This is a genomic window from Sphingobacterium sp. NPDC055346 (assembly GCF_053645235.1).
Genome location: NZ_JBSHMI010000012.1, coordinates 39,303 through 56,803 on the forward strand (window position 1 = coordinate 39,303; position 17,501 = coordinate 56,803).

Consider the following 17,501-nt stretch of genomic DNA (forward strand, 5'->3'; position numbering starts at 1 on the left):
ATTATGAACGTGAAATAAGCTATCCTAACTCCGAACACCTATTACAAACAGAACCTTTATTAAAGCCTTTTAGGCAATCTTTTTATTCTCAATTATTACTATAATGACTCAAAAAAATCGTGTTTTTTTTGGGGCAAAATCCTTGTCGTTGCTTGCGATGTGCTTATTGATGAGCTCACCGGAAGTCTTCGCCGAAAAAGGAAATTTTGCCCATTCAGCTGTTGCTGTTCGGCAACAAAGTATTTCAGGATCTGTTAAAGATGATGCGGGGAACCCTATTGTAGGTGCTACAGTGCTCGTTAAAGGGACAACAAGAGCAACTAGTACCGATGCCAAGGGAGAATTTTCGATCACTGCCAATAATGGTGACATCATTATTATCCGAAACCTAGGTTATCTGACCCAAGAAGTTACGGTATCAAATGCCCAAAATATCAATATTTCCCTAGCACCTGATAATGCTAATATTGATGAGGTAGTGGTAGTGGGATACGGTACCCAAAAACGTGCTAATATTACTTCGGCAATCTCCACCGTAAATGGTGATGCACTAAAAAATGTCTCTCCTTCCAACCTTTCCAATGCCATCGCCGGTCGTGCACCTGGTGTTAAGGTAACTGGAACATCTGGCCTTTCGGGAGCTACCTCTAAAATCAGATTTAGAGGTAGTTTTGCTGAACCTTTGTTCGTTATTGATGGAATTGTACGCGATAAAGCCGCATTCGACGCTCTAGAGGCCAATGAGGTGGATCAGATGTCTTTCTTAAAGGATGCTGGTGCAGCTGCGGTTTATGGTACCCGTGCGGGTAATGGTGTTGTAATTGTGACCACTAAAAAAGGAACGGTTAAAAAGCCTGAATTCAATATCCAAAGCAATGTGGCCATCAGTAACCCGACGATGACACCGCTGGCCGATTTAACTACCGCTACAGATGAATTAACCTATCAAAATAGGGTTGCCGAATTTCAAGGTTTACCAATCCCCAATGGTGAGGAGGAATTTGCTTACTTCAAGGATAAAAGTTATAGTGTAAACGATGTGATCTGGAGAAATCCTGTCAGCCATAGGCAGTCAATTTCCGTTTCTGGAGGTAGTGATAAAATTACCTATTACAATTTGCTGAGCTTTAGAAATGAAAATGGTTCCTATAAATCGGTAGACCATCAGAAATTCAATTTAAGGTCCAATGTTTCAGCGAATATTACCGATGCCTTCAGTATCGATATGAATATTTCTGCAAACCAGCAGAACTCCAATCGTTTCTATTGGCCTTTCAGTACCTCATCAAATGATGATGATTTTGATGTTTCCGATTTTTATCGCGTAACTTTCAACTGGCCAAAAATGTATCCTTTCTATTTGACCCAAGATGGTACACCTAGTAATGAACCAACGGAATATCCGGTACAGACGCCAATGGGTAGCTGGCAGGCTTGGAACGTAATCGATCAGGTGATCGGCGATCGTTATATCGATCGTAAGGTGAGGCAGATCAACCCAATTCTTTCCTTGAACCTGAAACTGGATAAACTGGTTCCTGGTCTATCAACGAAATTTGTTGGTAGCTATATCGCTGAAGATTATCTGCGTAAGCGCTATATGAGTTTCCAAAAGAACTATACTTTCACTTCTTTGGATCCAGATGGAAACCCTTTTATCCCTGCGCCACCTTCGGAAGATAGGATAAACGTCTTCACCTTCAGTCAGCAAAATCCATTTATGGATTATTATACCCAACGTAAATGGGAATACCAGATGAACTTCTTCATCAATTATATGCAGACTTTTGGAAAGCATGATGTAGGTGCGACTTTGGTATTTGAACAAGGTGAAAAAGGATACACCAATATAACCTCCACTGCACAAAGCCCAATCACTGCACTGGATCAAATGCATGTCTACCCAACTGACCGCAATTTTAGGTATACCAATGGTCTGGAAGGAATTGATGCAAGGCAATCCATTATTGGTCGTTTCAATTATGCTTATGGCAGTAAATATCTGGCTGAAGCTTCTTTCCGTTATGACGGAGCGGCTTTGTTTCCTGAGCAAAAAAGATTCGGTTTCTTCCCTTCGATTTCTGCAGCATGGAGAATTTCTGAAGAAGAGTTCTTCGCTGGAATCAAGGATAAATTCTCCGACTTGAAACTTCGATTTGCTTATGGTGCTACCGGTAACTATTTGGATGTGAATGGAAATGCAATCAATCCATTCTCTTTTGCTGAGAAATATGCAACGACCACTGGTTTTATATTCGGTGATCGATACTACAATGGTTTGGCTTATGGCTCAACCCCTAACCCCAACATTACCTGGACAAGGTCAGAAAGCTACAACTTAGGTTTGGATTACGGATTCATCAACAACAAATTGAATGGTTCCATTGAGGTCTTCAAACGTGCTGAAACTAATATCTTAGGTCCTAGAACCGTATTGTTGCCGGATACTTATGGTCGCGCCTTGGCGCCTGAAAACTATGCTGCGAGAAGCTATAAAGGTGGTGAGGTTTCTGTAAACTGGAATGACAGAATAGGCGAGGTTGCTTATGGCATTTCTGGAAATTTAGGATATGCCGTTGATCAATGGGATATTTTCGATGAACCTGCTGCATATGCAGAAGGCGGACTTGAACATTTCAGATCCAGGATCGGTAGACCTAACAACGTAATCTATGGATTAAATTCATTAGGGTTGGTGCGTACGCAAGCCCAATTAGATGATTTATTGGCCAAGGGATTCAAAACTTATGGGAGGGATCCTTATTTAGGAATGATCTTATATGAAGATATCCGTGGACAGGGTTATTCTGATATCCCAGATGGAAAGATCGATGGAAATGACGTTACCTTATTGTCGACCAACAATTCTCCAAGATGGGATTATGGATTAGGTTTGAACGCTTCATGGAAAGGAATTTCGATCAATGCCCTGTTCCAAGGGGTGTTTAATTACGACCGTATGATCTCCAATCAAGAGGGTGGCGGTATGCGTCAACATGGTGGAACTTTCCGTCCTTATTACCCGATTTGGGCAGATGATGTATGGACTCCAGAAAATCCAAATGCACAGTATCCGAGACCTATCGGTTATAACTGGGCAGAGTCGGGTACGAACCCTTCTAGCTTCTGGATGCGTAGCGGAGCCTTCTTCAGATTGAAAGACCTCAATGTTGCTTACCAATTGCCAACGAGCTTCACTGAAAAAATCAAAATGAACAGTATCAATTTGTTCTTCAATGGTACTAACCTTTTTGTTTTCTCACCAATGACCGAGTTTCATGATCCTGAACAATTGAATTATGACTCATATCCATTAATGAAAACATTCACCTTTGGCTTGGACATTAAATTTTAACCGGAACTGAATCATGAAAAAAATATTATTAGTAGCACTAGGACTATCAACCATTTTTACTTCCTGTAAGAATGTGTTGGATATCGAAGATCTCCAATCCTTAGATGAAGAAAAGGTATGGAAAGACCCGAATTTAGTAAACGCATACATGGCAAACCTTTATACCGTTTTTGGTAATTGGAGTGCCGGTGCAGATGTATATAGTGAACAATTGGTGGGTGTTCCTTTCCAATTGAATACCATATCGCCGACTGCAGGCGGTTTCAAAACATGGGACTATACCAATATCCGTAAGATCAATACCGCAATCCAAAAAGTTCAGGAAAGCAGCAGCTTGAGTCAAGAGGTGAAAAACAGCACCTTGGGTGAAGCTTATTTCTTAAGGGCATTTGTTTACTTTGATATGGTCAGGCTTTATGGCGGTATTCCTTACATAACCGTACCGCAGGACCAAGCGGCAGATGATTTAAATTCGCCGAGAAATTCCACCAAAGAGTCTTTCGAGCTTTTGGTGAAAGATTTAGATGAAGCCATTAAATTGCTTCCTCAAACGATCGAAAAATCATCATCAAACTATGGTAGAATTGATGGTAACTTTGCTGCGGCCTTTAAAGCAAAAGTATTGCTTTACAAAGCTTCCCCTCAATTCAACCCTTCCAATCCGTATAATAATGCATATTGGAAAGAAGCAAATGCAGCCAATAAAGCTGCTTATGACCAATTGATCAAAAACAATTATGCCCTGACACCTGATTATGCAAACATCACCCTGCAAGAAAAAGGTCCAGAGGTCGTATTCGCAGTAATCAATACCTATCCTAATAAGGTTGCTGCTTGGGATTATGGTGTGCGTCCCGGTTCAGAAAGCCGTGGCCCTGCCGGGTCGGTTCCAACCTGGGATTTTGTAAAAGAATTCCCAATGAAAGATGGTAAGCTCTATTCAGATCCTACCGGCAAATACTTTAAATCGGATGATGATTTCTTGCAATCCTATTGGATGAATAGAGATCCAAGATTTGAAAAATCCATTGTTTGGAACGGCAAGGTGTATGAAGTTTCTGGAAAAGCTGGCAAACGCCAATATACCTCCCTAGGTATTGCTGATGCCCTTGACAACTTTGGTATCAATCCTGCTGCAGGTATCAACTCAACAAATCAAGACCGTTACAGTGGATTCTTTATCTTAAAGAACAGTAAACTGTCCCTGAAACAAACGGAAGTGGAAACCCAATACGATGTAGATTTTGTATTGATGCGTCTGGCGGAAGTGATGTTGAACTATGCAGAAACTGCTAACGAAACCGGTGATCTAGGTACAGCACAGGATATGTTGAGCCAATTGAGGAAACGTGCCGGAATCGAGGCTGGTACCGATGGAAAATACGGTATCACTGCGACTAACCGCGATCAAATGCGCGAAGCTATCTTGGCAGAAAGAAACATTGAACTTTGTTTCGAAGGACACCGTTTCTGGGATCTGAGAAGAAGCCGGAAATTGAATACCTTAGATAAAGGAACCAAATTTGGTGTAGAAGCCATCGCTATCGAAGCAAATGGAGCTGAAATGGATATCAAACAGGCTAATACCTTGGCCAAAACTTATCAGTTGAAGGAAGCTAATTTCAAGTACAGCATTCTTCAAGTTCCGAAAAATGGAGTTAAGGTTAGTGAAGTGCCTGATACGTATTATTTCTTCCCAATCCAACAATCTATTATTGACAGAAACCCTAAGGTGCTGCAAAATAAAGACTGGGGTGGGGAGTTCAATCCTAGCATGGAATAAGGAAATCATTTATTGGAGAAAGGGCTGCCCATTTGGGTAGCCCTTTCTTTATTGGTTGATTTTATTGGAAATTATCATCCTATTTTATGGTTTTTATTTTGACCTGATTCGAGAATCATTCGAGACATATTCGAGAATAATTCTATCCAGTTCGAAACTTTTGGAACTTGCCCCGAATATGTCTCGAATAAGGCCTAGTTTTCCTTCAGATTTATTCAGGTTGATTCATCCTTTAAAATTAAATTTTGCTCATTAGGATTAGGTTAATAAATAACTTTTAGAGCCAAAGTTTTTAGTTTATGCAAAAATTACTTTCAACAAGCTGTTGATTAATAGATTATTTATTTTGGACTTGGTTAATTTCTTAGTAGATTTAATTATGCCAATTGAACTGAAACACCTCTGGCAATTTTATAAGCCAATTCTATTCATCAACCTGGTGTTGAGTCTTGCAATGAGCATTCAATATTTTGGCTACTTTCCCTTTGTGTTTATGACCGTTGGCTACTTAGCCTCGGCGGCATTGGTTCGATTTTTTGAAGGCAATACCAAATACCTGTTTTTTAACCTGGGATTATCCCGCAAGCATTTGGTCGTATATACCTTCCTTGCCAATCTTTTGATTTCCTTCCTCCTCATTATCATCATGCATTATGGATACAAAGGATAAAGAATTATTTGTGGACTCGGTGCAGTTCAGTTATACTGATAACAATCAGTTGCTGACTGGGGGCTATCTGGGATTGAAAGTAGGTGATATTATCGGACTACTAGGTCGCAATGGGACTGGGAAATCGACTCTCATGAAAATTATTTTTGGATCCTTGCGAGCCCACAATGCATATATCAGGGTAAATGGTCATAAAGTGAGTCAGGCTTTCCCGACCAGGGAAGTTTGTTATCTTCCCCAAGATAGCTTTTTGCCCACTTCCTTTCGAGTAAAGAAAGCCATTGAATTTATGCTATCCGATAAAGAGAGCCGGGCGAAAGTTGAAAGCGATGAGTTGATCATGCCTATCCTGAACAATAAGATTGCGGACTTGGCAGGAGGAGAGTTGCGCTATTTAGAAATCATGCTATTAATCGAACAGAAAGCAACATTTATTTTATTGGATGAGCCATTTTCTGGCATATCGCCCATTCTAAAGGAGAAATCCAGGAGGTATTGGTTGAAAAATCCAAAATCAAAGGTTTATTGATTTCTGACCATGATTATATGAACGTATTAGATATTGCGACCGAGTTGCTGCTTTTGGAGAATGGTGGTTGTAGAAAGATAAACCGAAAGGAAGAGTTGGAGCAATTCTATGTTCCGCTGGGGACATTTGACCGTGGAAATCCCCCAGAAAACGACAGTAAAAACAGCTTTTAAATCGTGCTTATACTCCTGTAGGCTCCTTGAAATTAGTATATTTGCTTAGCATAACCTTTAAAGATAAATTACATGTCTACAATATTGATAAAGAATGCCCATGTTGTGAATGAAGGCAGCATTAAGGTGCAGGATCTTTTTATTAAAAATGGCAGAATAGAAAAAATAGCCGACACGATTGAAACCAATGCCGACCAAACCATAAACGCTGAAGGATTACATCTTTTTCCAGGATTGATCGATGATCAAGTTCACTTTCGTGAACCGGGTCTGACCCATAAAGCGAATATCTTTACAGAAAGTAGAGCAGCGGTAGCTGGTGGTACAACATCCTTTATGGAGATGCCAAATACCGTTCCCAATACCTTGACCCAAAAGTTACTTCAGGATAAATATGATATAGCGCAGGACAATTCGCTGGCGAACTATTCCTTCTTTATGGGGGCTGCAAATGATAATTTGGATGAAGTCCTGAAAACTAATCCTAGGGACGTCTGTGGTATCAAGGTTTTTATGGGATCTTCCACGGGGAACATGTTGGTTGACAATGAAAAAGCATTGGAAGCCATCTTCAGCCAAGCGCCAACCTTAATAGCGACACATTGTGAGGATGAGGCTACCATTCAAGCGAACTTGGCCAAGTTCAAAGAGCAATATGGCGAAGATGTCAGCATTGAAATGCATCCCTTAATCCGTTCTGCCGAAGCTTGTTATCTTTCATCATCCAAGGCTGTGGAATTAGCGAAAAAGAATAATACCAGACTTCATATCCTGCATATTTCAACAGCTAAGGAAACAGCATTATTTGAAAACAATATCCCTTTGGAGCAAAAACGGATTACTGCAGAAGCCTGTATCCACCATCTTTGGTTTTCTGATGCTGATTACAAAACAAAGGGCAATTTCATAAAATGGAATCCCGCAGTCAAAACTGCAGCCGATCGTGATGCTATTCTTGAGGCCGTATTGGATGGACATATTGATGTTATTGCAACAGACCATGCTCCTCATACTTTTGAGGAAAAATCTCAATCCTATTTACAGGCACCATCTGGTGGTCCATTGGTACAGCATGCCTTACAGGCGCTATTGGATCTGGTAAAACAAGGAAAGATGACCTTGGAGCAAATGGTCCAGAAAACGGCCCATAATACAGCGATTTTGTTCCAAATTGAACAGCGAGGCTATATCCGTGAAGGATATTGGGCAGATTTAGTTTTGGTTGACTTAAACAAACCATATACGGTAACTAAGGAGAATATTTTATCCAAATGTGGATGGTCTCCTTTCGAAAACCATACCTTTACATCAACCATTGAACATACGCTTGTTTCTGGATTATTGGCCTATACAGATGGCAAGATACAAGAGGTAGGTTCAGGACATCGTTTACTTTTCAATCGTTAACCTATGGATAAACGTTCATTTATTAAATCATTGGGGATAGGTTTAGCCGCCATTCCTTTGTTTGGAAAATCAGAGGCCATGGCCGTAGCTAATCAGGTCCAGCCTTTGCTGAAAGGGAAGGTCTTAAAGGCCGGAGACACTATTGGTATCATTGCCCCTGCGAGTGCCGTTACTGGGGAAGATTCCATCACCCAGACAAGAGAGGTTCTCGAATATTTTGGTTTTAAGGTAAAAGAAGGGAAATATATCCGCGAACGTTATGGCAATTTAGCTGGTACGGATGATCAACGATTGGAGGACCTACATAATATGTTTGCGGATAAATCCGTCGCAGGCATTTTATGTATCCGTGGGGGAGCTGGTGCTTCCCGGTTGTTGAAACGTATAGATTATGATATGGTCGCTAAGAATCCTAAAGCCTTATTGGGCTACAGTGATATCACGGCGTTGATTATGGCTTTCCAAGCCAAAATTGGCATGGTTACCTTCCATGGTCCTGTAGGGACGAGTACATGGAGTAACTTTGTCGCGAAGACCTTTACCGACCAATTCGTGGATAACAAATTGGTAAGCTATAGCAACCCTGCGAAAAAAGGAGATGATATCATTCAATATAAAGATAGAATAACGACCATTAATCCAGGAGTTGCAGAAGGAAAGTTATTAGGGGGCAATTTAACCTTGATTTCAGGCCTTTGTGGATCTGAATTTTTGCCAGATTTCAAGGACAGCATCTTGTTTCTGGAAGAAATCAACGAATCTCCGGAAAAGGTGGACCGTATGTTCTGCCAGTTGATGAATGCTGGTATTATTTCGCAAATCAAAGGATTTGTTTTTGGCAAATGTACTGATTGTTCTCCCTCAGGTGGTTATGGTTCCTTAAATCTTGACCAGATCCTAAGGGATTTTATAAAGCCATTGAATATACCATCCTATTCTGGTGCGGTAATTGGACATATCAATGATCAGTTCTTGCTGCCCGTTGGAGTTAGAGCTAGAATAGATGCCAATAAGGGTACAATAGAAATTTTAGAGAAAGCGTTAGTATAGTATGAAATTTTTTGTCATTTCCTTAGGCCTTTTGGCCGCAACGACTTGCAGTAATCCATTTTCAAGATCCTCTAATGGTAATATTCCAGGTTATAACCTGGATACTGCACAAATGAATAAGATTCATTCAACCTATAAAGAATCCGCACTTTTTTCAAGACGATTTAAACATAAAGACGTTGACTCCCTGTTGCAACTGCATAAGAAAAGCAATGTTTTTAAGATCTCTGAAATTGGTAAATCGGTTGAAGGTCGTTCGATCAATGAGTTGGAATATGGAAATGGTGACAAAAAAGTAATGCTCTGGTCGCAGATGCATGGCGATGAACCGACAGCTACCATGGCCTTGTTTGACCTGTTTAATTTCTTGGAAGGTAAGGATGATGGTTTTGATAGTGTAAGGACCTTGCTGAAAGATCAATTGAATATTCACTTCATACCCATGTTGAACCCTGATGGTGCAGAGCGATATCTTCGGAGGAATGCGCAGAGTATTGACCTCAATAGGGATGCCAGAGCTGGACAGACAGTTGAAGGCGCACTGTTAAAGGCACGTGCTAAGGAAATAAAACCTCGCTATGGTTTCAATCTGCATGATCAGAATATTTATTACAATGTTCCAGGTACGAAGAATCCAGTGACCATCTCCTTATTGGCCCCCGCCTATAATACAGAGCGTGAGATCAATGAGGTTCGAGAGGGAGCGATGCAGATCATTGTGGGAATGAATAAAGTCCTGCAGCAATATATTCCAGATGCGGTTGCGAAATATGATGATACCTATACCCCACGAGGGTTTGGAGATAACTTCCAATCTTGGGGTGCAAGTACCGTATTAATTGAGTCGGGAGGCTTAAAAGGTGACCCTGAGAAACAAGAAATCCGGAAGTTGAATTTCGTGATCATTCTAAATGCATTGATGGAAATAGCCCAAGGAACCTATGAAAACTATGATGCCAAAGGTTATGAAGATATCCCATTCAACGCAAGCAATATGCATGATATCGTCATTCGTGGTTTGGAATTCGGATCAGATTCTATTCCATTGAAAAGTGATATCGCTATCAGACGCGGTGAAACGACAGATGGCAGGGATTTCTTTGTGCGGGGTAGGGTTGAGGATATAGGAGACCTTCCTGAATCTTTTGGATATGATGAAGTGGATGGAAATGGCCTTAAATTTATCCAAGGTAAAATTGCCGAAAAACCCGTTCCAACATTGGAGTCCGTTACCCCGGAAATTGCCTATGACCTCTTGAAAAAAGGATATATGGGTGTACAGGTAACAACCTTAAAACCTGAACAGACCAGCATGTTACATAATTTGCCAATCCATATTTTTGGAACCCAAGCCTTTGCAGCAACACCTTTTATAGACCTTGGTGGAACCGCCAATTTCTATATCGGTGATTCCAACGGGACCCTAAAATACGCCGTTCTCAATGGATACCTCATAGACCTTTCCAAACCATTAAGTGAGGTTGGGCTATTGAAGAATAGGGTTTTATAGATATGAGATGTGAGATGTGAGATGTGAGATAGAAAGGGTCTATAGAGGTAAGATGTAGGCAATGAGATAAGATAGATATTATAGAAATTATAAAAGGGGACCAATTTTGGTCCCCTTTTTTGTAGAGTTAATATCTCAATACTCAAATCTCAAATCTCAATACTCCCTTACGGTTTATCCCACCATAGCTCGGTACTCAATGGTACTTCAGCAGGTACATTGGATCCGTTTTCGGTGATTTCATCAGCAGGGTAAGCTACTCTGCGTATAAATTTGTCGCCTAATACGGCGCCGATCGGTAGTTTGAAGTCTTTGTACTTGTAATCGAAGCGGCGTACATCGTTCCATGCTTCAGCATTGAGGTAGGTGACGATGTATTTTTCGCGGAAAATGTCCAATAGCGTTAGGTTTGCCTGTCCTACGGAGATTGCCGTAATGTATTTTGTGGCATCTTCAGCAGGAACACCTAATTTATCCATACTGGCTTTGACACCGGCAAGGAAAGCAGCATAAGCTACAGGTTTGTTATTGTCTCTAAATGCGGCTTCTGCTTCAATGAATTTTACTTCAGCATAAGTCAAGATCATCAATGGAGAAGATTCACTGCTTACAGGTGATTTTGAGCTGATATAACATTCATCGCGAACTGTATTGGCAGCACCGACATTACCTTGACCGCTTATTGTACCTACATAAACGCCATGAACTGTTTTTTCTGTGATCTTGGAAATTCTTGGGTCTACAATTCCGTAAGTTTTACCATTCATTTGATCAATGAAATTACTTCCTAACCAACCGTCCAAGTTATTCAATAGGTTGCTGATCGAGATGGATGCCCATGGATTTACACCATCAAAGGTAGACATACCAATATCTTCAGCATTGGATTGTAATGAAGCTTGGGCAGCTGCCAAAACTTGTTTTGGATTGTATGCAGCTTTCTTGCTTATCTTGTTCAGGACGCGGGCTTTTAATCCGTTGGTCAGTTTGATCCATTTGTCTAGGTCTGCGCCACATAAAAGATCATCCTTGGCACTCAGCTCTTGGGTAGCATCCGTTTTTTTGAAATTCTCCAAAGCTTTATTGATAAGGTCGACCTGCGCTTTATATAAGTCTTCTTCGGAGTCAAAAGGAACGGTAAGGGTTTCTTCTTTTCCAAAGGCCTTGCTGAAAGGAACAGAGCCCCAAGTATCAGCGACCAAGGCCAATTGATACGCTGTCAAAGCTTGTGCGACAGCAAGGTGATGAGATGCTCCAGCTTCTTCCGATTTGACCATAAAGTCATACAGGTCTGCTAAAGAATAAAAAAGGTTGTTCCAAGTTGAGGAGTTATTGGTGATCTGGTAAGTATCTGTATCCGAACCACCAGAAGGGCTCGCGAAATATTGCGAGTACTGATTGTTGAAATATGCAATCCTATAGTTGTTGAATGCAGCCTTATGTGTAGCTGTAGTCAATAGGGCGTTCAAAGGCGGGGTTTGAACCAAGTTAGGGTTATCGGTCATTTCGAAATAGTCCTTGCAACTGTTCAAGGAGAACAGGGCTAGGGCCAATAAGGAAATTTTACCTATTTTGATGAATTTGTTCATGATCTTAAGAATTAAAAGCCAACATTTAAGCTAAATAAGAAGCTTCTGACAGCAGGGTAAGTCATCCCAGCAAAACCTTCGATATTCGATCCACTTGCGGTGGTTGAGTTTTCAGGGTCATATCCTGAATACTTTGTCCAAAGGGCAAGATTGTTTCCAATCAAAGAAACTCTAGCGTTCTTAACAAACTTGTTTTCTAACCATTGTTGTGGTAAGCTATAGCCAATGGATACAGATCGTAATCTTAACCATGAAGCATCTTCCACAAAGAATTGGGAGTTTCCACGGAAGTTATCTCGGTAATAACCATTCCCATAATCTACACCATTTTTAGGGTCTTTTCCTTGGCCTAACCATACCTCTTTTGTGTTCTTTGAACCGTCAGCCAATACACCATCAAATACTTTGTAGTCATTACGGTCTTCTGTATAATCAGCCTCTCCGAATGCAGCCATAAAGTTTCCTAATTGGTTGTAACGGTATTGCCCCACACGTGCATCGACCAATACATTTAAAGATAGGCTCTTGTAATTGAAGGTGTTGTTCCAGCCGCCTACCCAGCTTGGTTGAACATTGCCTAATTTCTTAGGAACTGAGGTTGATTCCAATACAGGGAAACCATTTGCACCGATCAATAGAGGACGGCTCTCGTCGTATTCACGGGTTTTATCCAAACCCTGAGCGATTTCATCAGGAGTATAGTAACGCTTGTACGTTCTACCATAAAGTGTACCATAGGACTCTCCTGGACGGATACGCATGGAAACGGTTGAGTTCAAGTAGCCATATTCAGAAGAAACTACAATTTCATCATCTAAATCCTCGCGGATGTACAGGATCTTGTTTCTGTTGAAGGAAAAGTTGATGTCTGAATTCCATGTGAAGTTGTCCTTCTTAACAGGTGTTGTATTTAAGGTGATCTCTAAACCTCTGTTACGGATACTACCTGCGTTAATCGAAGCGGTAACAAATCCAGTTGTTGAAGATACAGGGACTTGAATAATTTGGTCCTTACTTACCGAGTTATAGAAGTTCACATCTAATCCTAATCGAGATTGTAAGAACTTCATTTCCATCCCTACCTCATAGGTGTCGGTAAATTCAGGTTTTAATTGCGGGTCACCCAATAAGGAAGGTCTTGTAAATCCGATATAACCTGTTGGCAGGTTGGTATAAGGAGCGAAACCAGCACTGGTTGAATAAGGTGCAGCGTCTTTACCGATCTGTGCGTACGACAAGCGCAATTTGGCAAAGTTAATAGCTTCAGGCATACTGAATTGGTCTGAAAGCACATAGCTTAATGTGGCAGAAGGGTAGAAGAAAGAACGATTGTTCTTGCTCAAGGTAGAGGTGATGTCATTTCTACCTGTTAGGGTTAAGAATAGATAATCTTTGTAAGCTAGGTTCAACTCACCGAAGAAGCCCATCAATCTATATTTTTCATTGTATGTGGCCGCTTTGATGATGTTGGCATTGCCTAGATCAAACCAGTTATAAACCGTTAAATCTCCACCTTCGGTAGCTGTTCTTTTAATGAATCGGTCGTAAACATCCTGTCCAACACGTAATGTAGCATTGAGGTCATCGTTGAAATCATGTTTGAAGGTTGCAATGAAAGTACTGGTCAATGCCCTGAAATTATTGTTGTAGACATTATAAAATCCGCGTCCATCAGCACCCTCAACACCATTATCATAAACTAAACGCTCATCTGCCAGTCCTTGGTAACCAATAGCTGTTCCTTCGCGATTATCCCTATAGGCGTCAATACCTACGCGGTACATCAAATCCACCCATTTTGCTGGAGAATAGGTTAGGTCAAAACCTCCAATTACGCGTAATACATCGTCTTTAAATCTGTTGGTATGTGCGACATAGATAGGGTTGTCGGTTTCACCGTAAGATTTCATGGTTCCATTTTCCATGAGGTAATCCCTTACATTGTATCTTGGGGTCCAATAGATCAACTGCTCGGCATAGCGATTGGCATTTCCGCGGTAACCTCCTGAGTTGGTCACTGCAAGGGAAGAACCACCTTTTAATTTTTCACTTAAGGTGAAATTGGTGTTCAATCGAGCTTGATAATTTTTGAAATCTGTTGCTGGTAGTACCCCATTATGTTTCAATTGGGATACAGACGTTAAAAAACTGAATTTTTCAGATCCTCCGGAGAAACTTAAGGAGTTCCGGAATTGGTTTCCGGTTTCGAAGGCCTCTTCAAAAGGTTTGTATAGTGTAGTTGGATGCGTAGGGTCTACTTTAATAGCTTCAGCTACGGTAGGTCCCCAAGCAGGCCAGAAATCATCTTTATCATAAACACCTTTCCATCCTTGGGTATAGGTGTCCTGCATTTTAGGGAATTTGTTGACATTTTCAAAACCAACTGTTCCTTGATAATCAATTTTCAAAGAACCAGCTTTACCACTCTTTGTAGTAATGATGACAACACCATTTGCACCACGAAGTCCATAAAGTGCGGTGGCGGCTCCACCTTTAAGGATATTGATGGTTTCAATATCATCAGGGTTGATATCCACTGAACGGTTACTCATACCACGTACTTCGGCACCACCTTGTGTAGAGGTCGAGTTATCCATTAGGATACCGTCGATTACGAAAAGAGGTTGATTATCGCGGGTAGGGTCGATGGAGTTAATACCACGGATTTGGATATTTGCACCTTGACCAGGCGCACCACCGGTAGAGCTGATGGTCGCACCGGCTATTTTACCTTGTAATGCATTGACCAAGTTGGGTTGTTTGTTGGAGTTCAAAGTGGCACTGTTCACACTTTGGGCTCCATATCCTAGCGATTTTTCACTTCTTTGGATACCGAGAGCTGTCACTACAACTTCATCGATTTCACTGTCATCGTGTTGAAGTTGAATGGAAATGTTCGTTCTTCCGCTGATAGGGACTTCCAAAGGAGCGTATCCTACAGCACGGATTAACAGCGTTCCGCTGCTTGGTGCATTCAAAGTAAACAATCCGCTCTCATTACTGGAAGTACCTTGCTGTGTGCCTTTTACAAAAATGGAGGCCCCAACAATGGGTTCACCTTCGGCGTTGGTCACCTTTCCAGCTATGGACAATTGTTGCGCGGAGAGCATCTGAATGGAACATAATGATGCAACCGCAATTGATAAGCAAGTTGGTAAATTCATCTTTAGAGTTATTGGTTATTAGATAAACGAATATAACGGATTCATGTTAAAAACAATGAAAAATTTGCAAAAAAATGCAAAGGACATTATTGTTAAGTTACTCTATTTGCGAAATATTGAGGGATTTGTTAAAAACCTTGCGTTTTTGTGAAGATTTTGCTAAAAAAGAGAAATAAATAATGAATATTTATGGGTTGTGGAAAGAGGATAGGGTTTTGTTTGTAAAGGGCTTCCTTCGGAAGGTGAAATGCTTGTTTTACTCACTGCCAATGTAGAATTCTTGCAATAAGGAGAACCCTAGAAGGGTTCAATTATTTTAGCAATCCCATCGCACAGGACAACGGCATTCTTTCCATTTTTCCGCCATTGGAAATGAGCCGGTTGCTAAGGGGCTTCCTTTGGAAGGTGAAATGTTTGTTTCTAGAACCCACAGCGTGGGTGAAATCTTTTTAGGAATTTAAACCGTTTTACGGCCAACCCCCAGCGAGGTGACATGTTTTTCAATAAATCTTCTAAAAAAAAACAGTTCTTTCGCTGTGCTCAAGATGACCACGACCCACAAAAAATTAAAGAATAGATTCTTCGTCTCACTCTGAATCCCTCTTTAGTTCATTTGCAATTCTGTACGATCAATGGAGAATCTGTACGCCAATTCAATATTAGTTTTCTTAAATTTTGAAAATTCGCATCCGAGATGCTTCGTTACACAACATGAACACAGAAACCTAGACTTAATGACATTGCCCATTCATTTTGGGTCAAAAAAAGGCGGTCAATCTGACCGCCTGATGTTGTATAATAATTGGTTCTTAATATCCTGGGTTCTGCTGTGCTTCAAGACCTGGATTTGCATTGATTTCCACTTGTGGAATAGGGAGAATGGTTTTGAAGAAAGTCCTGTTGATGGATTTTTGTCTATGTGACATGGTAACTCCAACATGTTCATCATTGAAGGTGATCGTTTTATTTGTACGGATCATATCCCAATAACGTTGACCTTCGCCGTAAAGCTCCTTGCTCTTTTCATCCAAGATCATGGCTTCTGTAACAGTTGCAGCCGTTGCTGCTGCCAATTCAGGAGCACGCTTGCGGATTTCGTTCAGGTAGTTCGCCGCTTTAGCTTTGTCAGGAGATGGTTTTTTCAATGCTGATTCGGCCGCATTTAAATAGACTTCAGATAAACGGGCTACTTTAATATTGACAGCCGTATAAGTATCCTTGCCATCGCCATCTTTTTCAACTGAGCCTACGTACTTATAACATGCTGCCTGACGGTCCAATTCATCTTTGGTGAATATTCCCCAACGTACATCATCTTCATCTTGTCCTAAACGTGATAAGAAATAGTCTGAAGCTGTGAAATTACCAAGTGCATTGTTATCCTTATTCTTCAAATAATAGAAACCCAAGGATGCGGATCCTAAATCGCCTTGATCTTTGGCTAAGGTGATTTCAAAAATTGACTCTTTGCCAAATTGATTTGCCCAAGAAGGTACCCATTCGCTGTTGGAGTATAAGGAGTAAACCTTGGAGTCAATGACCTCTTCGGCTGCAGCCAAAGCTTTGTCAAAATCTCCCATGGTCATGTAGACCCTAGAAAGGATAACCCTATTGGCATAGTAATTTATGTAACCATTTGCCTTTGTTTTAGGAAGCAACTCTGCCGCAGCAGTTAGATCCTTTATGATCTGCCCATACACTTCCGAAACTTTATTACGCAAGGGTTGAGCAGAGGTACTTAATGCTTCAGTAACAATAGGAACCCCTAATGCATTCGGGTCTTGTGTATAGGTTTTTCCGTAAAGTTTGACCAATTCAAAATGTAATAAGGCACGGATGGTCAAAGCTTGACCTTCAAAATTATTGAAATCCAGTTCAGTTCCGGCTGCTTGGAGGTCATCAATACTTTTGATGATATTGTTTGCTTGCATGATGGCATTATAACCATCTGCCCAGAAATCAGAATAGTTGTTGTTATTGACGGAGTGGTTGAATACATATAATGCATCCAGCCCGCGGCCTTGGGAGACAATGGTAAGATCACCTCCTTTTGCATCTCCGTAGAGCATTAAGTTTCGGCCAAATAAGCTTGATTTTACAATCTGTCTTGTCAAACCATTGATCATCACCTTCGCATCGGCAACTGTTTGAATGGTTACACTGGAATCGGTGGAGTTGGTTGGTTTTACATCCAAGAAATCCTTGCAAGAAAACAACGATAAACTTGCAAGTGCTATGATATATAATGAATTCTTTTTCATGATGATAATA

Annotated in this window: 11 protein-coding genes; 8 read left to right on the forward strand and 3 right to left on the reverse strand. The window is 40.9% G+C overall.

Translation table 11 applies throughout. The features are described from left to right. Nucleotides 1–103: 103 nt before the first annotated feature. The 8 genes from ACWICE_RS19260 (at nt 104) to ACWICE_RS19295 (ending at nt 10,477) form a co-directional block, all read left to right on the forward strand. A complete protein-coding gene (locus ACWICE_RS19260; RefSeq protein WP_454299029.1) occupies nt 104–3,355 on the forward strand; it encodes a SusC/RagA family TonB-linked outer membrane protein in 3,252 nt (1,083 codons plus the stop codon). A gap of 13 nt (nt 3,356–3,368) precedes the next feature. Further along, entirely contained in the window at nt 3,369–5,138 is a 1,770-nt protein-coding gene (locus ACWICE_RS19265; protein ID WP_313260034.1) for a RagB/SusD family nutrient uptake outer membrane protein, read from the forward strand. Between the two features lie 379 nt (nt 5,139–5,517). Next, entirely contained in the window at nt 5,518–5,808 is a 291-nt protein-coding gene (locus tag ACWICE_RS19270) for a hypothetical protein (protein WP_185210587.1), read from the forward strand. After that, nucleotides 5,792–6,337 (forward strand): ATP-binding cassette domain-containing protein, encoded by a 546-nt coding sequence (locus ACWICE_RS19275; protein ID WP_454299030.1) that lies wholly within the window; start codon nt 5,792–5,794, stop codon nt 6,335–6,337. Before ACWICE_RS19270 ends, ACWICE_RS19275 begins: the two co-directional genes overlap by 17 nt. A 17-nt stretch (nt 6,338–6,354) precedes the next feature. Further along, nucleotides 6,355–6,510 carry a hypothetical protein gene (locus ACWICE_RS19280; RefSeq protein WP_454299031.1) on the forward strand — a complete coding sequence of 52 codons (156 nt, stop codon included), beginning with the start codon at nt 6,355–6,357 and terminating at the stop codon, nt 6,508–6,510. Between the two features lie 72 nt (nt 6,511–6,582). Next, nucleotides 6,583–7,917, forward strand: a complete 1,335-nt coding sequence (locus ACWICE_RS19285) for a dihydroorotase (protein WP_185210585.1) — start codon at nt 6,583–6,585, stop codon at nt 7,915–7,917. Nucleotides 7,918–7,920: 3 nt separating this feature from the next. Next, nucleotides 7,921–8,967, forward strand: a complete 1,047-nt coding sequence (locus ACWICE_RS19290) for a S66 peptidase family protein (protein WP_454299032.1) — start codon at nt 7,921–7,923, stop codon at nt 8,965–8,967. Nucleotide 8,968: 1 nt separating this feature from the next. Beyond that, a complete protein-coding gene (locus ACWICE_RS19295; RefSeq protein ID WP_454299033.1) occupies nt 8,969–10,477 on the forward strand; it encodes a M14 family zinc carboxypeptidase in 1,509 nt (502 codons plus the stop codon). A 167-nt stretch (nt 10,478–10,644) separates the two neighbouring features. Here ACWICE_RS19295 and ACWICE_RS19300 read toward each other — a convergent pair whose 3' ends face one another. The 3 genes from ACWICE_RS19300 to ACWICE_RS19310 all read right to left on the reverse strand — a co-directional run bounded on the left by ACWICE_RS19300 (nt 10,645) and on the right by ACWICE_RS19310 (nt 17,491). Beyond that, a complete protein-coding gene (locus tag ACWICE_RS19300) occupies nt 10,645–12,066 on the reverse strand; it encodes a SusD/RagB family nutrient-binding outer membrane lipoprotein (RefSeq protein WP_185210582.1) in 1,422 nt (473 codons plus the stop codon). Between the two features lie 11 nt (nt 12,067–12,077). Further along, nucleotides 12,078–15,230, reverse strand: a complete 3,153-nt coding sequence (locus ACWICE_RS19305; RefSeq protein ID WP_185210580.1) for a SusC/RagA family TonB-linked outer membrane protein — start codon at nt 15,228–15,230, stop codon at nt 12,078–12,080. Between the two features lie 809 nt (nt 15,231–16,039). Further along, a complete protein-coding gene (locus ACWICE_RS19310) occupies nt 16,040–17,491 on the reverse strand; it encodes a RagB/SusD family nutrient uptake outer membrane protein (protein ID WP_254529736.1) in 1,452 nt (483 codons plus the stop codon). Nucleotides 17,492–17,501: the final 10 nt, after the last annotated feature.

Coding starts and splice junctions, on each gene's coding strand:
- ACWICE_RS19285 (WP_185210585.1), top strand. CDS start 6,583: ATGTCTACAATATTGATAAAGAATGCCCATGTTGTGAATGAAGGCAGC.
- ACWICE_RS19300 (WP_185210582.1), bottom strand. CDS start 12,066: ATGAACAAATTCATCAAAATAGGTAAAATTTCCTTATTGGCCCTAGCC.
- ACWICE_RS19270 (WP_185210587.1), top strand. CDS start 5,518: ATGCCAATTGAACTGAAACACCTCTGGCAATTTTATAAGCCAATTCTA.
- ACWICE_RS19275 (WP_454299030.1), top strand. CDS start 5,792: ATGGATACAAAGGATAAAGAATTATTTGTGGACTCGGTGCAGTTCAGT.
- ACWICE_RS19260 (WP_454299029.1), top strand. CDS start 104: ATGACTCAAAAAAATCGTGTTTTTTTTGGGGCAAAATCCTTGTCGTTG.
- ACWICE_RS19310 (WP_254529736.1), bottom strand. CDS start 17,491: ATGAAAAAGAATTCATTATATATCATAGCACTTGCAAGTTTATCGTTG.
- ACWICE_RS19280 (WP_454299031.1), top strand. CDS start 6,355: ATGAACGTATTAGATATTGCGACCGAGTTGCTGCTTTTGGAGAATGGT.
- ACWICE_RS19290 (WP_454299032.1), top strand. CDS start 7,921: ATGGATAAACGTTCATTTATTAAATCATTGGGGATAGGTTTAGCCGCC.
- ACWICE_RS19265 (WP_313260034.1), top strand. CDS start 3,369: ATGAAAAAAATATTATTAGTAGCACTAGGACTATCAACCATTTTTACT.
- ACWICE_RS19305 (WP_185210580.1), bottom strand. CDS start 15,230: ATGAATTTACCAACTTGCTTATCAATTGCGGTTGCATCATTATGTTCC.
- ACWICE_RS19295 (WP_454299033.1), top strand. CDS start 8,969: ATGAAATTTTTTGTCATTTCCTTAGGCCTTTTGGCCGCAACGACTTGC.